This is a genomic window from Pseudomonas sp. PDM13 (genome assembly GCF_025685765.1).
Lineage (GTDB): Bacteria > Pseudomonadota > Gammaproteobacteria > Pseudomonadales > Pseudomonadaceae > Metapseudomonas > Metapseudomonas solani.
The window spans coordinates 149,253-174,971 of sequence record NZ_JAOTQU010000013.1 but is presented as its reverse complement, the minus strand read 5'-3'; the positions used below and the strand labels follow the sequence as shown (position 1 = coordinate 174,971).

Sequence of the window (25,719 nt, the reverse complement as noted above, 5' to 3'; positions counted from 1 at the left end):
CAGCTTGCAGCTTGCAGCTTGCAGCTTGCAGCTTGCAGCTTGCAGCTTGCAGCTTACTTGAGCCTCCGCTCCACGCCTTTCTCCACGAGAATCTTCGCCGAGATCTCTTCGACCGAGAAATGCGTGGAGTTGATGAAGTTGATGTTTTCGCGGCGGAACAGGTTTTCCACCTCGCGGACTTCGAACTCGCACTGGGCGAAGCTGGCGTAGCGGCTGTTGGGTTTGCGCTCGTGGCGGATCGCGGTGAGGCGGTCCGGGTCGATGGTCAGGCCGAACAGTTTGTCCTTGTACTTCTTCAGGGCGGCCGGCAGTTGCAGGCGCTCCATGTCTTCTTCGGTCAGCGGATAGTTTGCGGCACGAATTCCGTATTGCATTGCCATATACAGGCAGGTGGGCGTTTTGCCGCAGCGGGACACGCCGACGAGGATCAGGTCGGCCTTGTCGTAGTAGTGGGTGCGGGCGCCGTCGTCGTTGTCGAGGGCGAAGTTCACCGCCTCGATGCGCTCCATGTAATTGGCGCTATGGGCGATGGAATGCGATTTGCCCACCGAGTAGGAGGAATGCGACGTAAGTTCCTGTTCCAGCGGGGAAAGGAAGGTCGAGAAGATGTCGATCATGAACCCGTTGGACGTAGCGAGAATGTCACGGATTTCCTGGTTGACGATGGTGTCGAAGATGATGGGCCGGGCCCCGTCTGCCTCGGCAGCTATATTGATTTGCTGTACCATGGCGCGCGCTTTTTCGACGCTGTCTATATAAGGCCGCGTGAGCTTCGCGAAGGTAATGGTCTCGAACTGCGCCAACAGGCTCTGCCCGAGGGTTTCAGCGGTTATGCCGGTACCGTCGGAGATGAAAAAAGCGGTTCGTTTCATGCGCCAAAGGCCTTAAGTCGGGATCGATTCTTGGCTATCATAGGCCCGTTTTTGCTGGCCCATCGCCGGCCTGCATTGTGACTTATTTTTCCGGCCTCGCGCCAGAACGCAGCGGAACCACTCCGCATGAGCTTTTCCAACAGATAGTGGAGAGATCACCTTGGTAGAGTACGTAGTTTCCCTCGATAAGCTCGGCGTTCACGATGTTGAGCATGTGGGGGGCAAGAACGCATCCCTCGGCGAGATGATCAGCAATCTGGCTGGCGCCGGGGTATCTGTTCCCGGTGGTTTTGCCACTACTGCGCAGGCCTATCGCGACTTCCTCGAACAGAGTGGCCTCAACGACAAGATCCACGCCGCGCTGGACGCCCTCGACGTCGATGACGTCGCCGCCCTGGCCAAGACCGGCGCGCAGATCCGCCAGTGGGTGATGGACGCCGAATTCCCGCAGCGCCTCGATGCTGAGATCCGCAGCGCCTTCGCCGCCATGGCCGGTGGCAACGACAACATGGCCGTGGCCGTGCGTTCCTCCGCCACCGCCGAAGACCTGCCGGACGCCTCCTTCGCCGGCCAGCAGGAGACCTTCCTCAACATCCGTGGCGTGGACAACGTGATCCGCGCCGCCAAGGAAGTCTTCGCCTCCCTCTTCAACGACCGTGCCATCGCCTACCGCGTTCACCAGGGCTTCGACCACAAGCTGGTCGCCCTGTCCGCCGGCGTGCAGCGCATGGTGCGTTCGGAAACCGGCACTGCCGGCGTGCTGTTCACCCTGGACACCGAGTCCGGTTTCCGTGACGTGGTGTTCATCACCGGCGCCTACGGCCTCGGCGAGACCGTGGTGCAGGGTGCGGTGAACCCCGACGAGTTCTACGTGCACAAGCACACCCTGGAAGCCGGCCGCCCTGCGATCCTGCGTCGCAACCTGGGCAGCAAGGCGATCAAGATGATCTACGGCGACGAAGCCAAGGCCGGCAAGTCGGTGAAAACCGTCGATGTCGACCGTGCCGACCGCGCCCGCTTCTGCATCACCGATGCCGAAGTCACCGAGCTGGCCAAGCAGGCCCTGATCATCGAGAAACACTACGGCCGCCCGATGGACATCGAGTGGGCCAAGGACGGCGACGACGGCAAGCTGTACATCGTGCAGGCCCGCCCCGAGACCGTGAAGAGCCGTGCCAGCGTTACCGTGATGGAGCGCTACCTGCTGAAGGAAAAGGGCACCGTCCTGGTGGAAGGCCGTGCCATCGGCCAGCGCATCGGCGCCGGCCCGGTGAAGGTGATCCACGACGTTTCCGAGATGGACAAGGTCCAGCCGGGCGACGTGCTGGTCTCCGACATGACCGACCCGGACTGGGAGCCGGTGATGAAGCGCGCCAGCGCCATCGTCACCAACCGTGGCGGCCGTACCTGCCACGCCGCGATCATCGCCCGTGAACTGGGCATCCCGGCTGTAGTCGGCTGCGGCAACGCCACCCAGGTGCTGAAGGACGGCATGGGCGTGACCGTTTCCTGCGCCGAGGGCGACACCGGCTTCATCTTCGAAGGCGAGCTGGGCTTCGACATCCGCAAGAACTCGGTCGACGCCATGCCCGAGCTGCCGTTCAAGATCATGATGAACGTCGGCAACCCGGACCGCGCCTTCGACTTCGCCCAGCTGCCCAACGAAGGCGTAGGCCTGGCGCGCCTGGAGTTCATCATCAACCGCATGATCGGCGTGCACCCGAAGGCGCTGCTGAACTTCGCCGGCCTGCCCGCCGAGATCAAGGACAGCGTCGAGAAGCGCATCGCCGGCTACGACGACCCGGTCGGCTTCTACGTCGAGAAGCTGGTCGAGGGCATCAGCACCCTGGCCGCGGCCTTCTGGCCGAAAAAGGTCATCGTGCGCCTGTCGGACTTCAAGTCCAACGAGTACGCCAACCTGATCGGCGGCAAGCTCTACGAGCCGGAAGAAGAGAACCCGATGCTCGGCTTCCGTGGCGCCTCGCGCTACATCAGCGAATCCTTCCGTGACTGCTTCGAGCTGGAATGCCGTGCGCTGAAGAAAGTGCGCAACGACATGGGCCTGACCAACGTCGAGATCATGGTGCCCTTCGTCCGTACCCTGGGCGAAGCCAGCCAGGTGGTCGATCTGCTGGCCAGCAACGGCCTGAAGCGCGGCGAGAACGGCCTCAAGGTCATCATGATGTGCGAGCTGCCGTCCAACGCCCTGTTGGCCGACGAGTTCCTCGAATTCTTCGACGGCTTCTCCATCGGCTCCAACGACCTGACCCAGCTGACCCTGGGCCTGGACCGTGACTCCGGCATCGTCGCCCATCTGTTCGACGAGCGTAATCCGGCGGTCAAGAAGCTGCTGGCCAATGCCATCGCCGCCTGCAACAAGGCCGGCAAGTACATCGGCATCTGCGGCCAGGGCCCGTCCGACCACCCGGATCTGGCCAAGTGGCTCATGGAGCAGGGCATCGAGAGCGTGTCGCTGAACCCCGACTCGGTACTCGACACCTGGTTCTTCCTGGCCGAAGGCCAGGCGTGACCCTTTAACCGCAACCAGAAGAAGGGCGGGCTGCAAACCCGCCCTTTTTCATGCAAGTAGCATTCATGCAAAGCAGCAGTGATCTATTCCCCGTCGCGCTGATCAGCGCGGAACTCCGTGGCGACATCACGGAGGACGTCTATCGCCTCAAGCCCGGCAACAGCCCCGACTCCAGCGTCGAACTGGTCCTCACCCGCCTGGGCCTGGTCGGCCATGAGGAGCAGCGCGGCGAGCCCGTAGTGCTCCTGCACGGCAGCTTCTCCAACCGCCGCTTCTGGTATTCGCCCAAGTGCCTGGGGCTCGGCCCGCACCTGGCCCGCGCCGGCTTCGATGTGTGGATCGCCGAGATGCGCGGCCACGGCCTGTCGCCGCGCAACCAGGACTACCGGCGCAACCGCGTCGCCGACTATGCCCGCTACGACCTGCCGGCCATCGGGGCCTTCGTCCGCGAACAGGCGGGCCAGGTGCCCCACTGGATCGGTCATTCGCTCGGTGGCATCACCCTCGCGGCCGCCCTGGGCGGGCATTACCTGGGCGAGGAAGATGCCGCCTCCGTGGCGCTGTTCGGCAGCCAGATCAGCCGTGTCTACTGGCCGCTGAAAGTACCGCCGGTGGAGTGGGGCGGGCGCTTCCTGCTCAAGCGCATGGCCGTGCTGTCCGGCCCTGGTCTCAAGCGTGGGCCCGAGGACGAACCCATCGGCATCGGCCTGGAAAGCCTGCGCTGGCACGGCCTGTTCGGCCGTTTCGGCGATGCTGAGCGCGACTGGTGGAAGGGCCTCGCCGAGGTGCGCGTGCCGGTGCTGGCGGTGGGCGCCGCCGGTGACCTGCAGGACCCGGCCTGGGCCTGCCGCAAGCTGCTGGAGCAGTTCGGCAGCGAGACGCGGCAGTTCCTCTGCCTGTCCCGCGAGAACGGCTTCGCCGATGACTACGGCCATATCGAGATGCTGGTCAGCAAGCACGCCCAGCAGGAAGTCTGGCCGCTGGTGGAGCACTGGCTTGACCGCCTGGAGATCCCCGGCTCGTTCGGCCAGGCGGTTCCCGCCGCCTGACTGTCGCGCCTTTTGCCGGAAGCCCCATTCCAGGGGCTCCGGTGCTGTGCTAAAGATGCAGGGCCGCGTCGATTCCGGAGGGCGCATGTTCATTGCGCTGGAGCGTCTGATCAATCTGCAGGATGGCTATCGCGGAACCTTTCAGGTGCAGGGACGGCAACTGCTGCTGATCGTCGTTGATCAGCAGGCGATCCTCCTGGAAAACCGCTGCCCACACCGTGGCGCGCCCTTGCACAACGGTACGCTCGAAGGTAGGGTGCTGCGCTGTTCCCGCCACGGGATCGCCTTCGATCTGGACAGTGGTCGCGCCCTCGATGCGGCCTGTTCGCCGCTGCTTCGGCTGACGCTGGCTTATGACGGTGATCGTGTCGGCCTCGACCTGTAAATCCATCAAGGAGCCTTGCCATGCAATACGTCACCCCTGATCTGTGCGATGCCTATCCGGACCTGGTGCAGGTCGTCGAGCCGATGTTCAGCAATTTCGGCGGCCGCGATTCCTTCGGTGGCGAAATCGTCACCATCAAGTGCTTCGAAGACAACTCGCTGGTCAAGGAGCAGGTCGACCTGCCCGGCCAGGGCAAGGTGCTGGTGGTGGACGGCGGTGGTTCCCTGCGTCGCGCGCTGCTGGGCGACATGCTGGCCGAGAAGGCGGCGAAGAATGGCTGGGAAGGCATCGTCGTATACGGCTGCATCCGTGACGTCGACGTCATCGCCCAGACCGATCTCGGCGTCCAGGCCCTGGCCAGCCACCCGATGAAGACCGACAAGCGCGGCATCGGCGACCTCAACGTGGCCGTGACCTTCGGCGGCATCACCTTCCGCCCGGGCGAATTCGTCTATGCCGACAACAACGGCATCATCATCTCCCCGCAAGCCCTGAAAATGCCTGAATGACCGGACGGGGCGATCGCTGAGGATGGTCGAGGAACGCAACGTACGCTGGGGGCTGGTGCACGCCTATGTCCTGGACGGGGAGGGCGGTGCACGCTCCGTCACCAAGGACGAGCTGGACGTCATCCAGCTGCAAGAGCGGGAAAGCCTCTGGCTGCACTGGGACCGTGGCCATGCCATGGCGCGCCAGTGGCTGCGCGAGGCCAGTGGGCTGAGCGAATTCGCCTGCGACCTGCTGCTGGAGGAAAGCACCCGGCCACGCCTGGTGAACCTGCCGGAGCACCAGCTGCTGCTGTTCCTGCGGGGTGTGAACCTCAACCCGGGCGCCCAACCCGAGGACATGGTCGCGGTGCGCATCTTCGCCGATGCGCAGCGCGTCATCTCATTGCGCCTGCGCCCCTTGCACGCCACCGACGAACTGATCGAACAGTGGGGCAGCGGTACCGGGCCGAAGACCGCTTCCGAGGTGCTGCTGTACCTGGCCGAGCACCTGACCGACAAGGTCGATGCCCTGGTCGCCGCGCTCTCCGAAGAGGTCGATGAGCAGGAGGAGCTGCTGGATGCCAACGAGCGCTTCAATCCCGATCACGACCTGATGCTGCACATCCGCCGCCGCGCCGCCGGGCTCAAGCGTTTCCTCGCGCCACAGCGGGACATCTACGGCCAACTGATGCGCAACCGCATGAGCTGGTTCGCCGCCGACGACACCGATTACTGGAGCGAGCTGAACAACCGCCTCACCCGCTACCTGGAAGAGCTGGAGCTGATCCGCGAGCGCGTCGGCCTGGTGCTGGAGTCGGAGAACCGGCGCATGAGCGAGCGCATGACCCGCACCATGTACCTGCTCGGCATCATTACCGGCTTCTTCCTGCCCATGAGCTTCATCACCGGCCTGCTGGGCATCAACGTCGGGGGTATCCCCGGTGCCGATGCGCCCTATGGCTTCGTCGTCGCCTGCCTGCTGATCCTCGGGGTGGCCACCTTCCAGTGGTGGCTTTTCCGCCGCTTGCGCTGGCTCTGATGTGACCTGTTGAACGCTGGCCTCGTCTAGCCGACATATCCACGCGAGGTGCGCATGCACGATCCGTTCGAAGAATCCCTGCGGGACCTGCTCAAGCGTTCGTCATCCGACCATGATGACAACGCCGCGCTAGGCCGCGTGCTCAAGACCGCCAACCGTCAGGTTGGCGTCGGCGATCTGTTCAGCCTGCTCGGCCATTGGGCCGAAGCCATGATGATCGCCCTCAACAACGGCTCGGCCCACGTGGCGCCGGTCTCTCGCCGCCCCTCATCGAAACGCTCTGCTGACAAGGCTGATTGAACATGGAATTCGACCCCTGGACCCAAGGTATCGTTAACGCCATGACCACGGTGTGGACACCGGTGGCCGGCTTCATCCCGCGCCTGTTCGGCGCCCTGGTAGTCGTCCTGCTGGGCTTCGTGGTGGCCAAGCTGCTCGACACCCTGCTGTCCAAGCTGCTGGCCAAGCTCGGCCTCGACCGCCTGATGGGTGGCACCGGGCTGACCAAGATCCTCGCCCGCGTCGGCATCCAGGTGCCGGTGTCCACGCTGATCGGCAAGATCGTCTACTGGTTCGTGCTGCTGATCTTCCTGGTCTCCGCTGCCGAATCCCTGGGCCTCGATCGTGTTTCCGCCACCCTCGACATGCTCGCCCTGTACCTGCCCAAGGTGCTCGGTGCGGCCCTGGTGCTGCTGGCCGGCGTGCTCCTGGCGCAACTGGTCAGCGGCATCGTCCGTGGCGCCGCCGAAGGTGTGGGGCTGGACTACGCCCACGGCCTGGGGCGCATCGCCCAGGGCCTGGTGATCATCATCAGCATCTCGGTGGCCATCGGGCAGCTGGAGGTCAAGACCGACCTGCTGAACAACGTCATCGCCATCGTGCTCATCTCTATCGGCCTCGCCGCAGCGCTGGCGCTGGGGTTGGGCAGCCGGGACATCGCCGGGCAGATCATCGCCGGCATCTATGTGCGTGAGCTCTATCAGGTAGGACAGGACGTCAAGGTGGGCGATGTCGAAGGACAGATCGAGGAAATCGGCACGGTGAAGACCATCCTCCTCACCGATGAAGGCGAACTGGTCTCCGTGTCCAACCGGACATTGCTCGACCAGCGGGTAACGAGCCGCTAACACGGCGCGCCATCCCTGCTAATGTATGCCGCCATAGCGGAGCGCGTCCCCGCGCTCCAGCGGCTCCTGACCTGACTGTCGGCCCGACCTGTTTTGAACAAGCCCCAATCGCTTTCCCTGCGCTACGACCCCCGCGAGCTCTCCGACGAAGAGCTGGTGGAGCGCGCCCATGTGGAGCTGTTTCACGTCACGCGTGCCTATGAAGAGCTCATGCGTCGCTACCAGCGCACCCTGTTCAACGTTTGTGCCCGATATTTGGGGAACGAACGAGACGCTGACGATGTCTGTCAGGAGGTGATGCTGAAGGTGCTCTATGGATTGAAGAACTTCGAAGGGAAGTCCAAGTTCAAGACATGGCTCTACAGCATCACGTATAACGAATGTATTACCCAATATCGGAAAGAGCGTCGTAAACGTCGTTTACTTGATGCCCTGAGTCTCGATCCTCTCGAGGAAGCCTCGGAGGAGAAGGCACCCAAGCTCGAAGAGCGTGGAGGCCTTGAGCGATGGCTGGTGCATGTGAACCCGATCGACCGTGAAATCCTGGTGCTGCGCTTCGTCGCAGAACTGGAATTTCAGGAAATTGCTGACATTATGCATATGGGTCTTAGCGCCACGAAGATGCGATACAAGCGTGCGCTGGACCGCTTGAGAGAAAAATTTTCAGGATTGACCGAAACTTAGTTGGGGAAAATTAATCTCTTAGATCAGCGAGTTCTGGTAAACTTGCGCACCAAGTTGTCCTCGAGATTGTTCGACAACTTACTGACAACCAAGATGGGGATTTACGGATGAAACTGAAAAACACCTTAGGCGTAGCCGTTGGCTCTCTCGTCGCCGCACTTTCTCTGAACGCGCTGGCGCAAGGCCAAGGCGCTGTCGAGGTGGAGGCTTTCGGCAAGCGCTACTTCACCGACAGCTCGCGTGATCTGTCCAACGGCAACCTGCTCGGTGGCTCGGTTGGTTACTACCTGACCGACGACGTCGAACTGGCTCTGTCCTACGGCGAGTTTCACGACATTCGTTCCGAAAACGACACCGGTAACAAGAACATCAAGGGCAGCCAGACTGGCCTCGATGCCATCTACCACTTCGGCACCCCGGGTGTCGGCCTGCGTCCGTACGTCTCCGCTGGCTTCGCTCACCAGAGCATCAGCAACGTTCCGGCGCGTACCGGTCGTGACCACAGCACCTTCGCCAACATCGGCACCGGCCTGAAGTACTACTTCACCGAGAACTTCTACGCCAAAGCCGGCCTGGACGGCATGTACAACATCGATGTGGGCGAGTCCGAGTGGGCCGCTGGCGTGGGTGTTGGCGTGAACTTCGGTGGTGGCTCCAAGCCCGCTGCCGAGCCGGCTCCGGCTCCGGTTGCAGAAGTCTGCTCCGACAGCGACAACGACGGCGTCTGCGACAACGTCGACAAGTGCCCGGACACCCCGGCCAACGTCACCGTTGATGCCGATGGCTGCCCGGCCGTTGCCGAAGTCGTTCGCGTTGAGCTGGACGTGAAGTTCGACTTCGACAAGTCCAAGGTCAAAGAAGAAAGCTACGGCGACATCAAGAACCTGGCTGACTTCATGAACCAGTACCCGTCGACCACCACCACCGTTGAAGGCCACACCGACTCCGTCGGCACCGACGCCTACAACCAGAAACTGTCCGAGCGTCGTGCCAACGCCGTTCGTGAAGTCCTGGTCAACCAGTACGGTGTAGGTTCCGAGCGCGTCAACTCGGTTGGTTACGGTGAGTCCCGCCCGGTTGCTGACAACGCTACCGACGCTGGCCGCGCTGTTAACCGTCGCGTAGAAGCTGAAGTAGAAGCCCAAGCCAAGTAATTGGTCTGAGCTCTGAAAAACCCGGCCTCGGCCGGGTTTTTCTTTGCCTGGAGAAAAGTGCCAGGAGATGAATCGCGTCGTGGCCCGGCCGCATCCGTAGGTTGGGTAGAGGTACGAAACCCAACACTGCGAGGCCGGATGGAGCGCTGTTGGGCCTCGCCGCGCTCGGCACCACCTATGGATCAGGCGCTCAACGCTACGGCCACCGCTACGGCCTCGCCCGCCACCTCGCCGATCACCAGGATCGCCGGGCTCTTCAGCTGGAAGTCGTCAGCGTCGGCCTGCATCTGTGCCAGCGTGCTGCGGCATTCGCGTTGATAGGGCAGGGAGGCGTTCTCGATCATCGCCACCGGCATATCCGCCGCCATGCCACCGGCCAGCAGGCCTTCACGGACCGCCGCCAGGCGCGCCACGCCCATGTACACCACCAGCGTGGTACCGCTGCGGGCCAGGGCCTGCCACTCGGGTTCGCTGTCGTCCTGGGTGTGGGCGGTGACCAGGGTGACGCCCTGGCTGATGCCGCGCAGGGTCAGGGGGATGCCGCACTGGGTGGCACCCGCCAGCCCGGCGGTGATGCCGTTGACCAGCTCGCTCTCCACGCCACGCTCGGCCAGCCACTGCGCCTCCTCGCCACCTCGGCCGAAGATGCACGGGTCGCCGCCCTTGAGGCGCACCACGCGCTTGCCCTGGCGTGCGTAGCGCAGCATCAGGCGATGGATGAAAGCCTGGGGCGTCGAGCGGCAGCCCCCGCGTTTGCCGACTCGGATCACCCGGGCGCCCGGGCAGTGCTCCAGCACCGCCGGGTTGACCAGGTCGTCGATCATCACCACCTCGGCGCCGTTGAGCACCCGCACCGCTTTCAGCGTCAGCAGCTCCGGGTCACCGGGCCCCGCACCCACCAGCCAGACCTTGCCATTCATGGGCTTCTCCTCAGGCATTCACTGCGGTCGGCATCGGTTGCGCCGCCAGCATTCTCTTGATTTCCGGTACGCAGGAGCCGCAACGCGTGCCGCACCCCAATTCTTCTTTCAATCCGGTCAGGTCCAGTCCCTGGGCGATGCCCGCCTGCACGGCCTGCAGGCTGACGTTCATGCAGTTGCACAGGGTGCGATTGGCGCCGGTCGTGGCACTTGCACCCGGTGGTGCGCTCAGGGGGGCCAGCAGCCAGCGCCGCAGTTCCGTGTCCACGCGGCCTTCCTGCCACAGGCTCTTCAGCCAGCCCCATGCGGCGGTTTCGCCCGCCAGGCGCAGCGCAGTGATTCGCCCCTGCTCGATACGCACGCGCTTGCCCACCGCGCGCTGCGGGTCGTCGTAACTCATCACCGGTCCCTGATCCAGTTGCAGCAGGCGGTCGATATGCGTGAGTAGCTCTGCATCCGGTGCCTGCCCGTGGGCCGCGCGCAGCACCAGGGCAGGGCGCTCACGCCCGACCAGGGCCAGGTTGGCGTAGGTGAAGGCCTCGCACAGCGGTCGGAGGGCTTCGAAGCGCGCCTGCACATCACCTTCCACCAGCACGAAGAGCTGCCAGGGCAGCTCCACCCGTTCCACCTCCACGCCCGCATGCTTGAGTTCCGGCTGCTTCGAGAGCGGATCGTAGGCCGGCGTGGTCAGCACGTTGACGCCCAGCCCCTTGAGGAAGCGATCGCCCCAATGCATCGGCAGGAAGGCCTGGCCGGGTCGCAGCGAGTCATCGCTCTTGACCGGCACCACCAGCTCGCCGCGACGGCTCTTCACCCGCACCAGTTGGTCGTCCTTGAGCTGGCGGCGGCGCATTTCCGCCGGGTGCAGCCCCAGTTGCGCCTGCTCCACGTGGCCGAACAACTGGGCCGCGGTGCCGGTGCGGCTCATACCATGCCACTGGTCGCGCAGGCGTCCTGTGTTCAGGGTCAATGGGTAGCGCAGTTCGCGACGCTCCTGGGGGGCGAGGTAAGGGTCGGCGACGAACTGTGCCCGGCCGCTCGGCGTGGGGAAGCGGCCGTCGCCATAGAGGCGCGCGGTGCCTTGCCGGGCGCCGGCGGGGTAGGGCCACTGCTGCGGGCCCTGGGTGTCGATCAGGCCGTAGCCGATGCCGGTCAGGTCCAGGTCGCGGCCGGCGGTGAGCGGCTTGTACTCCTCGAACAGCGCTTCGGGGTTGTCGAAGTCGAACAGGCTGGGCTGGCCGGGGCGCAGGTGGTGTTCCAGGCGTCGGGCGAAGTCGCAGGCGATGGCCCAATCGGGGCGCGCTTCGCCCGGTGCCGGCACGGCCGGGCGCAGATGGCTGATGCGCCGCTCGGAGTTGGTCACGGTGCCTTCCTTCTCGCCCCAGCTGGCAGCGGGCAGCAGCAGGTCGGCGTGGCGGCAGGTCTCGGTGGTGAAGAAGGCTTCCTGCACGACCACGAAGGGGCAGGCAGCCAGTGCCGCGTGCACCCGCTGCTGGTCGGGGAGGGACTGGGCCGGGTTGGTGCAGACGATCCACAGCGCCTTGATGCGCCCGTCGCCCACGGCATCGAACAGGTCGATGGCCGACAGCCCCGGTGTTTCCGGCAGGTGTTCGACGCCCCAATAGGCCGCCACCTCGGCGCGGTGTTCGGCATTGCCCGCCTCGCGATGGCCGGGCAGCAGGTTCGACAGGCTGCCGGTTTCGCGGCCGCCCATGGCGTTGGGCTGGCCGGTGAGGGAGAAGGGCCCGGCACCGACGCGGCCGATCTGCCCGGTGGCCAGGTGCAGGTTGATCAGTGCGCTGTTCTTGGCGCTGCCGGCGCTGGACTGGTTCAGGCCCATGCACCAGAGCGATAGGAAGCTCGGCGTGCGGCCGATCCACTCGGCGCAGCGCAGCAGGTCGGCGCTGTCGATGCCGCACAGCTCGGCCACCCGCGCCGGGCCGAAATCGCGCACGCGCTCCTTGAGCGCATCGAAGCCTTCGGTGTGGCGCTCGATGAAGCGCCGGTCCACCCAGCCCTCCCAGAGCAGGATGTGGAGGATGCCGTAGAACAGCGCCACGTCGCTGCCCGGGGTGATCGCCAGGTGCAGGTCGGCCAGCTCGCAGGTGTCGGTGCGGCGCGGGTCGACCACGATCAGGCGCATGTCCGGGCGCTTGGCCTTGGCCTCTTCCAGGCGGCGGAACAGCACCGGGTGGGCGAAGGCCATGTTGCTGCCGGCGATCAGCACGCAGTCGCTCTGCTCGATGTCCTCGTAGGAGCAGGGCGGCGCGTCGGCACCCAGGCTGCGCTTGTAGCCGACCACGGCGGAGGACATGCACAGCCGCGAATTGCTGTCGATGTTGTGGGTGCCCACCAGGGCGCGGGCCAGCTTGTTGAAGGCGTAGTAGTCCTCGGTCAGCAACTGGCCCGAGACATAGAAGGCCACGCTGTCCGGCCCGTGCTCGGCGATGGTGTCGGCGAAGCGCGTGGCGGCGTGGTCCAGGGCGCTGTCCCAGTCTGTGCGGCCGCGTGCCAGGCCTTTGCCCAGGCGCAGTTCCGGGTACAGCGCGCGGGCCTGGAGGTCGCCGGTCAGGTGCAGGGTGGAGCCCTTGCTGCACAGGCGGCCGAAGTTGGCCGGGTGCGCCGGGTCACCGGCGACACCGAGGATGCGCGCGTCGTCGTGCTCGATCAGCACGCCGCAGCCGACGCCGCAGTAGCAGCAGGTGGAGGCGGTGGTCCGGCTCATGACGAAGGTTCCTGTGAAGGGGATCAGGCGCTTTGCAGCAGGCGCACGGGGATGCGCGCCGGCTCGGCGCAACGCGGTTCGGCCGCTGGCTCGGTGTTCTCGGCTGCCAGGGCCTCGCCGAATATCAGGCGATCACGCAGGTGGCGGATGTCGGTGCGTGCCTGCACCTGGCGGAAGTACCAGCCGCCGTCGGCGGTGTCGCCGAACAGGCAGGCCCCCACCAGCACGCCGTCCTTGATCACCAGCTTCTTGTAGATGCCGTCGAGGGGGTTGGAGAGGGTGATGCTTTCGGTGCCTTCGCCGCCCATGAAGTCGCCGGCGGAGAACAGGTCGATGCCGGTGACCTTGAGCTTGGTGGAGACCACCGAGCCCTGGTAGCGGGCGAAGCCGAGCTGGGCCAGGTGGTTGGCGCAGACGCCGGCCTGGTCGAACAGCGGTGCCACCAGGCCGTAGGCGATGCCCCGGTGGCTGGCACATTCGCCGATGGCGTAGATGCGCGGGTCGTTGGTCTGCAGGGTGTCGCTGACCAGGATGCCGCGGTTGCAGGGCAGGCCGGCGCGTTCGGCCAGGGCTACGTTGGGGCGGATGCCGGCGGCCATCACCACCAGGTCGGCGGCGATCACCTCGCCGCCCTGGAACTGCACCGCGCAGACCCGGCCCTCGCCGTTGTCCAGCAACTCCTCGGTGTGGGTGCCCAGGCGGAAGCGGATGCCGCGAGCCTCCAGCGCCTCCTGCAGCAGCTGCCCGGCGGTGCGGTCCAGCTGGCGGTCCAGCAGCCAGTCGGCGAGGTGCACCACGGTCACCTGCATGCCGCGCTGGCGCAGGCCGTTGGCCGCCTCCAGACCGAGCAGGCCGCCGCCGATCACCACCGCGTGGCTGTGGCTGCGGGCGGTGTCGATCATCTGCCGGGTATCGGCGATGTCGCGGTAGCCGATCACGCCCTGCAGGCGGTTGCCCGGTACCGGCAGGATGAAGGGCGAGGAGCCTGTGGCGATCACCAGGCGATCGTAGGCGGCCTCGGTGCCGTCGTCGGCGATCACCAGGCGGCGGTGCCGGTCGATCTTCACCACGCTGCGGTTGAGCAGCAGGCGGATGCCGTGCCCGGCGTACCACTCCAGGTCGTTGAGGACGATGTCCTCGAAGGCCTGCTCGCCCGCCAGCACCGGCGACAGCATGATGCGGTTGTAGTTGGGGTGCGGCTCGGCGCCGAACACCGTGATGTCGTAGAGATCCGGGGCGAGCTTGAGCAGCTCCTCCAGGGTGCGCACTCCGGCCATGCCGTTGCCGATCATCACCAGCCTGGGTCTGTTCATGGGCGAGGCTCCTGCATGAATTCCGGGCAAACAAAAAAGGCGTCCCGCTGTTGCCAGCAGGACGCCTTTGTCCAAGTCCCGTTCTATCGGGAAAGTGCCATCTCTACGTTGAGGTGGGCGCTTTTTGTAGATTGTGATGGAGCCATTGCAGGGCCTGTGCCAACTCCGCCTGGCCCCGCTTTCCGTGGCTCCGGCGGGCCTTCGCGAGGCACGCCGGAGGCTCTGCTGCACCGCTTCGGGGCGGCTTGCCCGGCATCGGTGCGTCAGCCGTGCAGGCAGAGCACCAGCAGTGCCAGGTTGGCCAGCAACGACAGCAGGGCGATACCGCGCCAGACCTTCAGCGGCTCGCGCTCCAGCAGTGGGCGCGGCTTGCTCGCCAGCGCCTTGCGCTCGCCCTGTTCCAGGGCCAGCAACCATTCCTCCGCCGTCTCGAAGCGGTGCCCGGGGTCGCTGGCCAGGGCGCGGCCGAGGCACTCGTCGAGCCAGGCGGGCAGGTCCGGGCGGTAGCGGCTGGCGGGCGTCGGCGTGCCGAAGCGCGGGTGCTGGAAGGCCTCGATCTCGCCGAAGGGGTAGTGCCCGGTGAGCAACTGGTAGAGGGTGACGCCCGCCCCGTAGATATCCTGCTGCGCGGACGGTTGCGCCCCGTCGAAGGCCTCGGGGGCGATGTAGCTGGGCGTGCCCGGCAGGCTGTGGGCCTCGTCCTGGGACAGGCCCGGGCAATAGGCCAGGCCGAAGTCCAGCAGGCGCAGCTCGCCGTCCTCGCCGAGCAGCAGGTTCTCCGGCTTGATGTCGCGGTGCAGGATGTTGCGCCGGTGCAGCATGCCCAGGGCCCTGATCAGGCGCGGGGCGAGGTCCAGCCACTCGGTCAGTGCCAGCGGCCCGGCCTGGCGCAGCCGTTCGGCCAGGGTCTGCCCCGGGTACTCGCGCTGCAGGTAGTACAGGTGCTGGCGCTGCGGCAGTGGGTGCACCTCGGCGAAGTAGCGCCCGGCCACGCGCCGCAGGAACCATTCTTCCTGCAGCAGCGCCGGCCCGGCCGTGGGCTCATCGTGGCGCGCGGGCGGCAGGGTCTTTAGCAGCCAGGGCTGGCCGGCGTCGTCGAGTACGCGGTAGAGCAGCGACTGGCGCGACTCGGCCAGCAGCCCCTGCACCCACCAGCCCTCGAACAGCTGGCCCGGGCGCAGCTCCGGTGGCAGCGGCCAATCCTCCAGTTGCGCCAGGGCATCGGCCAGGCCGCTGGGGGGCAGGCCGTCCACCCGCACCAGCAGCGCGCTGGCATTGTCCTGGCCGCCGGCCAGGTGCGCGGCAGCGACCAGGGCGCGGCTGGCCGCCTCGGGCTCGGGTTCGTCCTGGAGGATGCGCAGGATGCCGGCATCGCCCAGCACCGCCCAGATGCCATCGCTGACCAGGAGGAAGTGCTCGTCCTCCTGCAGCTCGCCATCCAGGTAATCCACCACCAGGTGCTGATCCAGCCCCAGCGCGCGCTTGAGCACGTGCTGCATGCCGGGTTGGTCCCAGACGTGGTCCTCGCTGAGGCGGTCGAGCTGCCCGGCGCGCCACCGGTAGGCGCGGCAGTCGCCGACATGGGCGAGGGTGAAGCGGCGGCCGCGTAGCACCAGGGCGGTGAGGGTGGTCAGCAGCGGCTGGCCGCCGCCGTTGGCCTGCAGCCAGCGGTTGTGGGCCAGCAGCAGGCGGTCGAGGGATTGCGCCACCGCCCAGGTTTCCGGCGTGGCGTAGTAGTCCAGCGCCAGCGCCTGCAGGGTGGCGCGCGCGGCCAGGCCACCGTCGGCGCACTGGCTGACGCCATCGGCCAGGGCGAACAGGTAGCCCTTGCTGGCGGCCAGGGCCGGTGCGGGCGTCACCACCCGCAGGGCGTCCTGGTTCTCGCTGCGCGGGCCGATGGCGCTGGCCTCGCCGAAGCTCAGTTGCAGCCCCATGGCGCTCAGACGCGCGCCGCGGTGACGGCCGCCGAGCCCCAGGTGGTGCGCCAGCGCAGCTTCACGCCGTAGAGGCCGAACCAGGCCAGCACGCCGAGGCTGGCGAACAGCCACAGGCCCAGCTGGTAGTCGCCGGTGTGCTGCTTGATGGCGCCCAGGCCCGCGGTGAGGCAGAAGCCGCCGATGCCGCCGGCCATGCCGATGAGTCCGGTCATCACGCCCATTTCCTTGTGGAAGCGCTGCGGCACCAGCTGGAACACCGCGCCATTGCCGGCGCCGAGGCTGAGCATGGCCACCACGAACAGGGCCAGGGCAGCAGTGGCGCTTGAGATGTGGAAGCCCACGGCGGCGATGCAGATGGCGGCCACGGTGTAGACCACCAGCAGGGTGCGGATGCCGCCGATGCGGTCGGCGAAGGCGCCGCCCAGGGGGCGCATCAGGCTGCCGGCGAAGACGCAGGCGGCGGTGTAGTAGCCGGCGGTCACCGGCTCCAGGCCGTACTGGTCATGGAAGTAGCCGGGCAGGGTGCTGGCCAGGCCGAGGAAGCCGCCGAAGGTGACGCTGTAGAAGAACATGAACCACCAGCTGTCGCGGTCGCCCAGGGCCTTCATGTAGTCGGCGAGGGATTTCGGCGCCGGGCGGTTGGGGGCGTTGCGCGCGGCCAGGGCGAAGATCGCCAGGGTCAGCACCAGCGGGATCAGCGCCAGGCCGAACACGTTGTTCCAGCCGAACAGCGCGGCCAGCCCCGGGGCGAACAGCGCCGCCAGCACGGTGCCGGAGTTGCCGGCCCCGGCGATGCCCAGCGCCTTGCCCTGGTGCTGCGGCGGGTACCACTGCGAGGCCAGCGGCAGGGCCACGGCGAAGGAGGCTCCGGCGAAGCCGAGGAACAGGCCCAGCAGCAGCGCCTGCTCGTAGCTGTGGATGCCCAGTTGCCAGGCGGTGAACAGCGCGGCGATCACCACCACCTGGCCGAACAGCCCGGCGGATTTCGGTGAGGTGCGGTCGGCCAGCAGGCCCAGCAGGAAGCGCAGCACGGCACCGGCGAGGATGGGCGTGGCGACCATCATGGCGCGTTGTTGGGTGGTCAGCTGCAGGTCGGCGGCGATCTGCACGCCCAGCGGGCCGAGCACGTACCAGACCATGAAGCTGAGGTCGAAATAGAGAAATGCGGCGAACAGGGTGGGGGCGTGGCCGGCCTTCCAGAAACTCGTAGTCATCGAACACCTCATCTGCGTCAGGGGGCCGGGAGGGCGCGCCGCGGGACAGCCCCGGCGGTCGCACCCTCCCGGAACACGTCGCGCTCGTGGCGCTTCGTGCCACGGCCTTGGCCGTGGCTGGGTAGGGTGGGTCGCATGCGGGCGCCCGGATCACGGCACGCCAGCCGCCCCATCGCTGGGGCCGGAACGAAAAAAGCGCCGCGCACTGGCTGCATTTCTGCGCAGTGACGCGACGCCTTTGTCGTTCAGTCGGGCAACCGCCGTTGGCTACCTGTGGAGGGGATGGAGCAAGAGACGGGCCAAGGAGCGAGGCCGGTGCCGCCGGACGGGGCAAGTGCCTGATTTGCCTGGCTTCGGCCGGTGCGAGAGAGGCGCTTGGCAGTGGGCCGGCCGGCGTGGCCGGGGGCTGGCGCCGGTGCAAAAGGGGGCGCGCTGTCGCGCCCGTGCACCGGGGCGGAGCTGCGGGGGCGGGTTCAGTCCAGCCAGTTGACCTTGGGGAAGGTGCTGCGGAACTTCTCTGGCATCTCCACCACCTTCGACGCGTGGTAGTCGAAGAACACGAAGCCGGACTTGGCCATGGCCACCAGCTTGCCGTCGGCCGGGCGGGTGATGCGGAAGGTGATGTCGCCGCCGTAGCGGTTGAAGTCCATCACGCCCACCTCGAACAGCAGCTGGTCGCGGGCGTGGGCTTCGGCGCGGTAGGTGGTGGCCAGGTCGGTGACGATGATGCCGGTGCCGTCACCCTCGGTCTCGGTGATGCCGAAGTCGAAGAGGAAGCGCGCACGGGCCTCGGAGATCATCGAGATCATCGAGTCGTTGCCCAGGTGGTTGGCGCCATTGATGTCGGTGACCCGCACGGTCAGGTGGGTGGAGTAGCAGAACTGGTCTTCGGGGAAGTTCAGGGTCAGGCGGGCCATCGGGGTGCAAACCTCGTACGTCGGTAGGGAAGGGGCCGTGGCAACGGCGGGCGGATTCTACCCGCGCCGCCGCCGCTATGTGGCCATTCGCCGACTGAATGAGGCTTAGCGGTGCAGGCCGTTGAGCCAGTAGAAGGTCACCCGGCCGCCTTCGTTGCTCGGGCCGCGGTTGTCCTGGATATAGGCTCCGGCCTTGAAATAGAGCTGCTGGTTGCCCCAGTAGCCGCTCAGCTGGCGGAACAGGCCGCCATCGTCGCCCTTGCTGGTGACGGTGATGCCCAGGCGCCCGCTGGGGGTGAGGCGCAGGTCGTAGCCGAAGCGCTCGCCGAGGTCGACGTTCTCGGCCAGCAGGATGTTCTCCACCTCCTTGTCGCCGGGGCGCTTGCGCAGCAGGGCCTCGAGGCGGCCGGTGCCGTCCTTGTAGTGGTACTGCAGCTTGAGCAGCGGGTCGTTCTCGCTGCCGGCTTCGTCCTTGCTGTGGATCTGCCCGATGATGATCTTGTTCTTGCTTGGCACCTGCTGCACCGAAAGCACCGCGCTCAGGTAATTGTCGGCGCTCTGGTAGTTCCAGTAGCTCAGGGTGCCGTCGGCCTGGGTCTCGCGCAGTTCACTGCGGGGGTAGCGGGCGTCTTCGCTGGTGCTGCCGGTGACGGGCACCCAGAAGGTCACGCTGCCGTCGTCGTTATGGCGGAAGTACTGGCTTTCATAGCCGTTGTTGAGGCGCTGGGTGGTGATGAGCGTGGCGGATTCGTGGGCGGGGATGTCGAGTTTCCAGGTGCTGAGATCGATCACGGGCTGTCCTTGATGCCGGGTGGAATAAGCCCCTGTTCGGACCGGCGTGATCCCGGAAGTTCAGCGAGGTTCCAGTTAGGCGACGAACTGCATCGTCGCGGGCCTGTGAAGCGGCACGGTGCCAGCAGCCAGGCGGTGTGCAGCCGTCCGGCCCATGGCCGCCTTCCCCGTGGCAGGCGGCCGGCAGCCCTCACTGCGCCAGGCGGTAGACCCGCAGGCGGTGGCCGTCCGGGTCGACGCCGCTGAAGGTGTAGCCGAAGTCGAGGTTCACCGGCTCCTGGATGATCTCCACGCCCTGCTCATGCCAGAGCTGGTGCAGGCGACGCACTTCGTCGTCGTGCTCGACCACGAAGCACAGTTCGTCGCCACCGCCCGCCACGCGGGTGGCCGGCTTCACGGCATCACGGGCCCAGAGGCCGAGCTTGAAGCCGTTGTCGAAGAGGAACAGGGCGAAGCCCGGGGCCTGGGCCGTGGTTTCGCGGCCCAGCAGGCGGCGGTAGAAGGCGGTGCTGCGCTCGGTGTCGTCGACGTACAGGTTGAGCAGGGTGGGAGCGATCATGGGTGGGTCTCCGGGTGCTGAGCGGCGGAAGTCGTCACTCGATGCGCACAGGCTAGGCCCCACCTCTGTCAGTTTCTGGCAGCAGCCTCACTGCTCGGCGATACCGTTCAGCTCGCGCCATTCGCGCAGCAGCACCTGGCGTCGACGCGGGTAGCGCTGGCCCAGGTCGAGCAGGTCGTCCACCCGGTCGAGGCGGAAGTGGCGCATGGCCTGGCGCAGTTCGCACCAGGCGGCCAGCACCCGGGTCTGCTCGAAGTAGCCCAGGGCGAAGGGCCAGACCACCCGTTGCGACGCCTGGCCCTCCACATCGCGGTAGGCGAGCTGCACGCGGTGTTCCCGGCGGATGACCTCACGCACCTGCTCCAGCAGCGCATCGGGGATTTCGCTGGCCGGTGCCGGGCCGATCAGCAGGGTGCTGGTCTCCAGCTCCTCGCGCAGGGCCGGGGGCAGCACCGCGCCGACCTTGGCCAGCACGTCACGCGCGGCCGCCATCAGCTGGCGGTCGCCCCGGCGGCTGACCCAGCGCATCCCGAGCACCAGCGCTTCGATCTCGCCCAGGGAAAACATCAGCGGCGGCAGTTCGAAGCCGGGCCGCAGCACGTAGCCCAGCCCGGCGCCCCCTTCGATGTTGGCGCCCTGCTGCTGCAGGGTGGCGATGTCGCGGTAAAGGGTGCGCAGGCTGATGCCCAGCTCACTGGCCAGGGCATGCCCGGCGACGGGGTAGCGGTGGCGGCGGAGGATCTGCAGCAGGTCGAGCAGGCGCTGGCTTCGGGACATGGCGTTACCCGGCTCAGAGACGCAGCAGGCCGATGCTGCGCAGGAAGCGCTCGACGTCGGCGGTGTAGCCGTTGTCCTGGCCGAGCTCGTGGTTGATCTGCCGGTGCGACATGTCCACGCCCATCACCTCCACGCGCTTGCCCAGGTCGCGGCCCTTGGCGGCGAAGCCACGGGCCTGGGGGCAGGCGTCGTCGCGGCGGGTGGAGCACACCGCCAGCAGGGGCGCGCCGGTCTGCTCCAGGCGCAGGGTGGGGGAGGCAGCGCGCCAGGTAGCGGGGTCGTCGCCGAAGGCGCGGTCATAGAGCTTCAGGTGCGGGCCGCGCATCACCGTCTCGACGTTGAAGGCGGCGCTGTCCAGCGCCACGGTGCCGATCCACGGGCGCGCGCCCTGTTGCGTGGCGATCCCCGGCGCGGCGTCGATCAGCGCCACCAGGTGGGCGCCGGCGGAATGGCCCATCAGCACGAAGCGCACCGGGTCGGCCTGCCAGCCGCTGGCCAGTTGCTGGGCCTTGGCCAGGGCACGGGCCACGTCGTCGGCCTGGGCCAGCGGCGGGGTGTCGGGGAGCATGCGGTAGTTGCTGGAGACCAGCACCACGCCCTGGGGCACCCAGCGCAGGGCCTTGTTCAGGGCGACGCTGCCGTTGTCCTTGTCACCGTTGGCCCAGCCGCCGCCGTGGACCATGAAGATCACCGGGGCGGGCACGCGCGGCGCCACCTTGGGCAGGTAGACGTCGAAGCGCTGGCGCGCATCGTTGCCGTAGGCGATGTCCCGTTGCACACGGATGCCGGCCTCATCGAGCTGACGGGCTTCGCGGCGCTCCTGGAGCAGGCCGGCGTTGGCGGTCTGCAGCGCAAGCGTGCCGAGCAGGGCGGCGCAGAGGAACAGCAGGCGGCTGGGCTTCATCGTTGGGTCCTTCGCTGAGGGGGCGGGGCACGATCCCCTGCGCGGGAATGAAAAACGGCGCCCCGTGGGGCGCCGTTGCCTGTGTCACTCGGCCTTGCGGGCCTTGCCCGGCTGGATCAGCCCGTCGGCGCGGAACATCGCCTTGATGCCACGGATGGCCTGGCGGATGCGGTCCTGGTTCTCGATCAGGGCGAAGCGCACATGGTCGTCGCCGTACTCGCCGAAGCCGATGCCCGGGGAGACGCAGACCTTGGCCTCGGCCAGCAGCTTCTTGGCGAACTCCAGGGAGCCGAGGTGGGCGTAGGGCTCGGGGATCTTCGCCCAGATGTACATCGAGGCCTTGGGGTTATCGACCATCCAGCCGGCCTCGTGCAGGCCCTTGACCAGCATGTTGCGGCGCTGGCGGTACTGCTCGGCGATGTCGCGCACGCACTGCTGGTCGCCTTCCAGCGCGGCGATCGCGGCCACCTGCAGCGGGGTGAAGGTGCCGTAGTCGTGGTAGCTCTTGATCCGCGCCAGGGCGCTGACCAGCTCCGGGTTGCCGACCATGAAGCCGATGCGCCAGCCCGCCATGTTGTAGCTCTTGGACAGGGTGAAGAACTCCACCGCGATGTCCTTGGCGCCGGGCACCTGCATGATCGACGGGGCCTTCCAGCCGTCGTAGACGATGTCGGCGTAGGCCAGGTCGTGGATCACCAGCACGTCGTACTGCTTGGCCAGGGCCACCACGCGTTCGAAGAAGTCCAGCTCCACGCACTGCGCGGTGGGGTTGGAGGGGAAGCCGATGATCATCATCTTCGGCTTGGGGATGGATTCGCGGATGGCGCGCTCCATCTCGGCGAAGAAGTCGACGCCTGGCACCAGCGGCACCGAGCGCACCTGGGCGCCGGCGATCACCGCGCCGTAGATGTGGATCGGGTAGCTGGGGTTGGGCACCAGCACCGTGTCGCCGTGGTCCAGGGTGGCCAGCATCAGGTGCGCGAGGCCTTCCTTGGAGCCGATAGTGACGATGGCTTCGCTTTCCGGATCGATCTCCACGTCATAGCGGTCCTTGTACCAGCGCGAGATGGCGCGGCGCAGGCGGGGAATACCGCGGGAGGTGGAGTATCCGTGGGTGTCTTCGCGCTGGGCGACCTGCACCAGCTTCTCGACGATGTGCGGCGGGGTGGCCCCATCGGGGTTGCCCATGGACAGGTCGATGATGTCCTCGCCACGACGGCGCGCGGCCATCTTGAGTTCGGCGGTGATGTTGAAGACGTAGGGGGGGAGACGATCGATGCGCGCGAAACGGCGCGGAGAACGCGTGTCAGCCATGCTTTCCTCGGATACGTAAGCGCCCGGAACCGTCCGAGCGACGTTGGCCACATGGGTGGCCTGGCGGCGAAGATAAGCGCAGCGGTGGGGCGTTGTCGAGAAAAATCCGAGGCGTTGCGGGACGTTTTCTTTCAGGGTGAATGGGCGTGCCACAGGGCAGTGCGCATCGCGGATGAATCCGCTCCCACCTGGCGTCAGCCTGCACCTGGTGCCGGCCCGGGCGCTGTTGCGGTGGGCCTATGCAGGCTCCACCGCAACGATTGCCTGGCGCTATTGCGAGATGAGGATGGAGAACTTCTTGTGGTGGGTGCTGCCGTTGACGTCACGCACCTGGGCCACGAACCAGTGGGCGGTGGTGGAGGCGGTGCCGGCTTCCGGGGTGCCGCTGACCAGGCCGTCGGAGGCCAGGGTCAGCCCGGCCGGCGGGTGGCCGCTGACCAGTTTCCAGGTGGCGCCGCCGAGGCCGCCGGTGGCGTACAGCTGGGCCTGGTAGGCCTGGCCGACACGGGCGTTGGGCAGGGCGGCGGGGCTGTTGACGAAGAGGCCGTCGTTGGGGTGGCTGGCGGCCAGGCGGTAGAACTTCACCCGCGCGCCTTCGGTGGCGCTGTCGCCGTGCATGTGCAGGTAGGCACCGGCCTTGAAGTAGAAGGTCTCGCTGTTCCACGCCGGGTCCATCGCCATGGTCGCCACGGCACCGCCGTTGGCCGAGGCCATGGCGACGTTGTTGCTGACCCTCATCTGGTAGCTGAAGGTCTCGCCCAGGGCGATGTCGGTGGCCAGCACGTGGTTGGTATAGGGCAGGCCCTGCTCCGGCAAGCCCTGCAGCTTGGCGATGACGCGGCCGGTCTTCTTGGCGAAGTCGTAGCGGTAGTAGAGGAGGATCAGCGGTGCGCTGCCGTAGCCGTGCACCTGGCCGACGATGACCAGGCCGTCGCTGGGCACCTGCATGACCTTGAGCAGGGCGTCCTGCACCGATTCACCGGCGCCGCTCCAGGTCAGCCCGAGGTTGCTCGGGTCGAGCATCTCGCGCAGTTCCGAGCGCGGGCTGCTGGAGCCCCCGGCGGTGGCGCCGTTGACCGGCGTCCAGAAGCTCAGGGAGCCGTCGCCCGCGTCGGTGCGGAACCAGCGCGACTGGTAGCCGTCGGGCCCGCTGAGCTGGTCGGGCCGTACGGTGACGGCCTTGCCCTCGGTGCCGCCCTCGGCGTCCTGGGGCACGGTGATGTTCCAGTTCTCCAGGGCGAAGTTGCCGCCCGGGGCGACGCCCTTGTAGAGCTCGGCCTGGGCTTCGCCCAGCAGCAGGCAGCCGAACAGGCCGAGCCAATAGGCACCGCGATGGCGGTGGGATGTGGAGTGGAGCGATTGGAACCTGTGCATGCCTTGCATCCTCGTTGTCGGGCCGCACTCCGCTCGAGACCGCTTTCCTTCGACGCGTACGTGCCTTCCCTGCGCTTGTATAGGGCCTGCCGCGTGGCAGGCCTTTCACAGACTCGTAGCCTTCAAGGAAGGTTCTGCCGCTGCGTTGCGGCGGCGACCGGTGGCGTACTGGCACCGGGGCATTGCACAGGGCTCAAGGGCGGGTTTCGGCCTTGAGGCGGACCAGCAGATCGGCGAGGCGCTCGATATCGGCGTCCGTGGTGCGCCACGAGGAAACGCTGAGGCGGAAGGCCGGGCGCCCCTGCCACAGGGTAGGGCCGAACCAGACGTCGCCCGAGGCCTGGGCGGCGAGGCGGATGGCCAAGGTTTGCTCGTCGTTGTCGGCGCGCACCAGCACCTGGTTGAGCACCACGCGGTTGAGCACCTGGTAGCCGGCGCCGCGCAGGCGTTCGGCAAGGTGGCCGGCCTGGCGCAGGTGGCGGTCGATCAGCTCGCGCAGGCCGTCGCGGCCGAGGCTGGCCAGGGCCGCCCAGATGGGCACGCCCCGGGCGCGGCGGGAGAACTCCAGGTTGAGGTTCTTCTGCGCATCGCGGGAGGCGTTGGCGTAGGCGGCGTCGCTGTTCATCGCCGTGGCCAGGGCCTCGGCGTCCCGGCAGATGGCCATGGCGCCGTCGTAGGGCGTGTTCAGCCACTTGTGGCCATCGGTGGTCCAGCTGTCGGCCAGCTCGACCCCCTCGGTGAGCGTGGCGGCGGAGCTGGCCCGGGCCCAGAGGCCGAAGGCGCCGTCCACGTGCACCCAGGCGCCGGCGGCGTGGGCACGGGGGATGAGTTCGGCGAAGGGGTCGAACTCGCCACCATTCACTTCGCCGGCCTGCAGGCAGAGCACCGTCATGTCGTCCAGCGGCGGCAGCTGCGCCGGGTCGATGCGGCCCAGTTCGTCGACGGGTGCCACCAGCAGGCGGTTGATGCCGAAGCCGAGGATGCGCAGGGCCTTCTTCACCGTGATGTGCACGCTGGCGGAGACCACCACGCGCACCTCGGGCGCGCCCATCAGGCCGTCGCCGTCGAAGTCCCAGCCCTTGCGTGCGAGCAGGGCGCGGCGGGCGGCGCTGAGGCAAGCCAGGGTGCAGGCGGTGGCACTGGTGCCGAAGCCGACGGCGCTTTCGGCGGGCAGGCGAAGGCTCTCCAGCACCCAGCGCGCGGCGGCCTTTTCGATGCGGTCGGCGGCGGGGGAGTTGTCGAAGGACGAGGCGCACTGGTCCCAGGCCAGCACCAGGCGCTCGGCCGCGGCGGCAGCGGGCAGGGTGGCGCCGATGACGAAACCGAAGTAGCGCCCGCCGTTGGAGGCGGTGGTGGCGGGGGAACCCAGCTCGTCCAGCAACTGCAGCGCCTGCGGGGCGGGCAGGCCCTGGGTGGGCAGGGGGCCGTCGAAGCCGGCCAGGGCGGCGATGGCGTCGGCATCGGGAAATACGCGGCGCCCGGGGATGCCGTCGAAGTAGGCGAGGGCGCGGCGGTCGGCGTCTTCGAGGAGCTGGCGTTCGGTGTCCATGGGCGTGTCCGGGCGGTGGCTGCGATGGGCTTACCTTAGCCGTCGCCACGCCGTGCCAGCAGATACACGCCACGCCCGCGATGGCCGTACAGTCGC

General features: G+C 67.1%; 22 protein-coding genes and 1 pseudogene. 9 read left to right on the top strand and 14 right to left on the bottom strand.

What is annotated here, in order from left to right:
- Positions 1-53: 53 nt before the first annotated feature.
- On the bottom strand, positions 54-872 hold the full coding sequence (locus tag OEJ36_RS15635; RefSeq protein WP_263402259.1) for a pyruvate, water dikinase regulatory protein: 819 nt from the start codon (positions 870-872) through the stop codon (positions 54-56).
- Between the two features lie 160 nt (positions 873-1,032).
- Here OEJ36_RS15635 and ppsA point away from each other — a divergent pair, with 160 nt between their 5' ends.
- The 9 genes from ppsA to OEJ36_RS15590 all read left to right on the top strand — a co-directional run bounded on the left by ppsA (position 1,033) and on the right by OEJ36_RS15590 (position 9,328).
- Positions 1,033-3,402 carry a phosphoenolpyruvate synthase gene (gene ppsA, locus OEJ36_RS15630; protein WP_031288051.1) on the top strand — a complete coding sequence of 790 codons (2,370 nt, stop codon included), beginning with the start codon at positions 1,033-1,035 and terminating at the stop codon, positions 3,400-3,402.
- Between the two features lie 65 nt (positions 3,403-3,467).
- Positions 3,468-4,451 carry an alpha/beta fold hydrolase gene (locus OEJ36_RS15625; protein ID WP_263402258.1) on the top strand — a complete coding sequence of 328 codons (984 nt, stop codon included), beginning with the start codon at positions 3,468-3,470 and terminating at the stop codon, positions 4,449-4,451.
- 85 nt (positions 4,452-4,536) lie between these two features.
- Positions 4,537-4,836, top strand: coding sequence for a Rieske (2Fe-2S) protein (locus tag OEJ36_RS15620; RefSeq protein ID WP_081711524.1), 300 nt, complete (start codon positions 4,537-4,539; stop codon positions 4,834-4,836).
- A gap of 20 nt (positions 4,837-4,856) precedes the next feature.
- Complete coding sequence (gene rraA, locus OEJ36_RS15615; RefSeq protein WP_263402257.1) at positions 4,857-5,345, top strand: ribonuclease E activity regulator RraA; 489 nt, start codon at positions 4,857-4,859, stop codon at positions 5,343-5,345.
- Positions 5,346-5,367: 22 nt separating this feature from the next.
- Positions 5,368-6,363 (top strand): zinc transporter ZntB, encoded by a 996-nt coding sequence (locus OEJ36_RS15610; RefSeq protein ID WP_263402256.1) that lies wholly within the window; start codon positions 5,368-5,370, stop codon positions 6,361-6,363.
- A gap of 54 nt (positions 6,364-6,417) precedes the next feature.
- The gene (locus OEJ36_RS15605) at positions 6,418-6,663 is read left to right on the top strand and encodes a hypothetical protein (RefSeq protein ID WP_021220314.1); all 246 of its coding nucleotides are present in this window, start codon (positions 6,418-6,420) and stop codon (positions 6,661-6,663) included.
- A gap of 2 nt (positions 6,664-6,665) precedes the next feature.
- Positions 6,666-7,490 (top strand): mechanosensitive ion channel family protein, encoded by an 825-nt coding sequence (locus OEJ36_RS15600; RefSeq protein WP_021220313.1) that lies wholly within the window; start codon positions 6,666-6,668, stop codon positions 7,488-7,490.
- A 93-nt stretch (positions 7,491-7,583) separates the two neighbouring features.
- Complete coding sequence (gene sigX / locus OEJ36_RS15595; RefSeq protein WP_021220312.1) at positions 7,584-8,174, top strand: RNA polymerase sigma factor SigX; 591 nt, start codon at positions 7,584-7,586, stop codon at positions 8,172-8,174.
- Between the two features lie 107 nt (positions 8,175-8,281).
- Positions 8,282-9,328, top strand: a complete 1,047-nt coding sequence (locus OEJ36_RS15590; protein ID WP_184489310.1) for an OmpA family protein — start codon at positions 8,282-8,284, stop codon at positions 9,326-9,328.
- A gap of 182 nt (positions 9,329-9,510) precedes the next feature.
- On the opposite strand, the gene cobA is transcribed toward OEJ36_RS15590, so the two are convergent.
- The 13 genes and pseudogenes from cobA to OEJ36_RS15525 all read right to left on the bottom strand — a co-directional run bounded on the left by cobA (position 9,511) and on the right by OEJ36_RS15525 (position 25,623).
- Positions 9,511-10,248 (bottom strand): uroporphyrinogen-III C-methyltransferase, encoded by a 738-nt coding sequence (cobA, locus tag OEJ36_RS15585; RefSeq protein ID WP_263402255.1) that lies wholly within the window; start codon positions 10,246-10,248, stop codon positions 9,511-9,513.
- A 10-nt stretch (positions 10,249-10,258) separates the two neighbouring features.
- Positions 10,259-12,973, bottom strand: a complete 2,715-nt coding sequence (locus OEJ36_RS15580; RefSeq protein ID WP_263402254.1) for a nitrate reductase — start codon at positions 12,971-12,973, stop codon at positions 10,259-10,261.
- 113 nt (positions 12,974-13,086) lie between these two features.
- Positions 13,087-14,286: pseudogene (locus tag OEJ36_RS15575) on the bottom strand (NAD(P)/FAD-dependent oxidoreductase); the annotation flags it as partial.
- 263 nt (positions 14,287-14,549) lie between these two features.
- Positions 14,550-16,220 (bottom strand): bifunctional protein-serine/threonine kinase/phosphatase, encoded by a 1,671-nt coding sequence (locus OEJ36_RS15570; RefSeq protein WP_263402253.1) that lies wholly within the window; start codon positions 16,218-16,220, stop codon positions 14,550-14,552.
- Between the two features lie 5 nt (positions 16,221-16,225).
- On the bottom strand, positions 16,226-17,437 hold the full coding sequence (locus OEJ36_RS15565; RefSeq protein WP_184489315.1) for an MFS transporter: 1,212 nt from the start codon (positions 17,435-17,437) through the stop codon (positions 16,226-16,228).
- 473 nt (positions 17,438-17,910) lie between these two features.
- Entirely contained in the window at positions 17,911-18,354 is a 444-nt protein-coding gene (locus tag OEJ36_RS15560) for a thioesterase family protein (RefSeq protein WP_021220305.1), read from the bottom strand.
- 105 nt (positions 18,355-18,459) lie between these two features.
- On the bottom strand, positions 18,460-19,146 hold the full coding sequence (locus OEJ36_RS15555; protein WP_263402252.1) for a polysaccharide lyase family 7 protein: 687 nt from the start codon (positions 19,144-19,146) through the stop codon (positions 18,460-18,462).
- Positions 19,147-19,336: 190 nt separating this feature from the next.
- On the bottom strand, positions 19,337-19,705 hold the full coding sequence (locus OEJ36_RS15550) for a VOC family protein (RefSeq protein ID WP_263402251.1): 369 nt from the start codon (positions 19,703-19,705) through the stop codon (positions 19,337-19,339).
- Between the two features lie 87 nt (positions 19,706-19,792).
- A complete protein-coding gene (locus tag OEJ36_RS15545) occupies positions 19,793-20,482 on the bottom strand; it encodes a helix-turn-helix transcriptional regulator (protein WP_263402250.1) in 690 nt (229 codons plus the stop codon).
- Between the two features lie 13 nt (positions 20,483-20,495).
- Positions 20,496-21,386 carry an alpha/beta hydrolase gene (locus tag OEJ36_RS15540; protein WP_263402249.1) on the bottom strand — a complete coding sequence of 297 codons (891 nt, stop codon included), beginning with the start codon at positions 21,384-21,386 and terminating at the stop codon, positions 20,496-20,498.
- An 84-nt stretch (positions 21,387-21,470) separates the two neighbouring features.
- Positions 21,471-22,700, bottom strand: coding sequence for an alanine transaminase (gene alaC / locus OEJ36_RS15535; RefSeq protein WP_263402248.1), 1,230 nt, complete (start codon positions 22,698-22,700; stop codon positions 21,471-21,473).
- A 270-nt stretch (positions 22,701-22,970) separates the two neighbouring features.
- On the bottom strand, positions 22,971-24,074 hold the full coding sequence (locus tag OEJ36_RS15530) for a polysaccharide lyase family 7 protein (RefSeq protein WP_263402247.1): 1,104 nt from the start codon (positions 24,072-24,074) through the stop codon (positions 22,971-22,973).
- Between the two features lie 193 nt (positions 24,075-24,267).
- Entirely contained in the window at positions 24,268-25,623 is a 1,356-nt protein-coding gene (locus OEJ36_RS15525) for a pyridoxal phosphate-dependent decarboxylase family protein (RefSeq protein ID WP_263402246.1), read from the bottom strand.
- Positions 25,624-25,719: the final 96 nt, after the last annotated feature.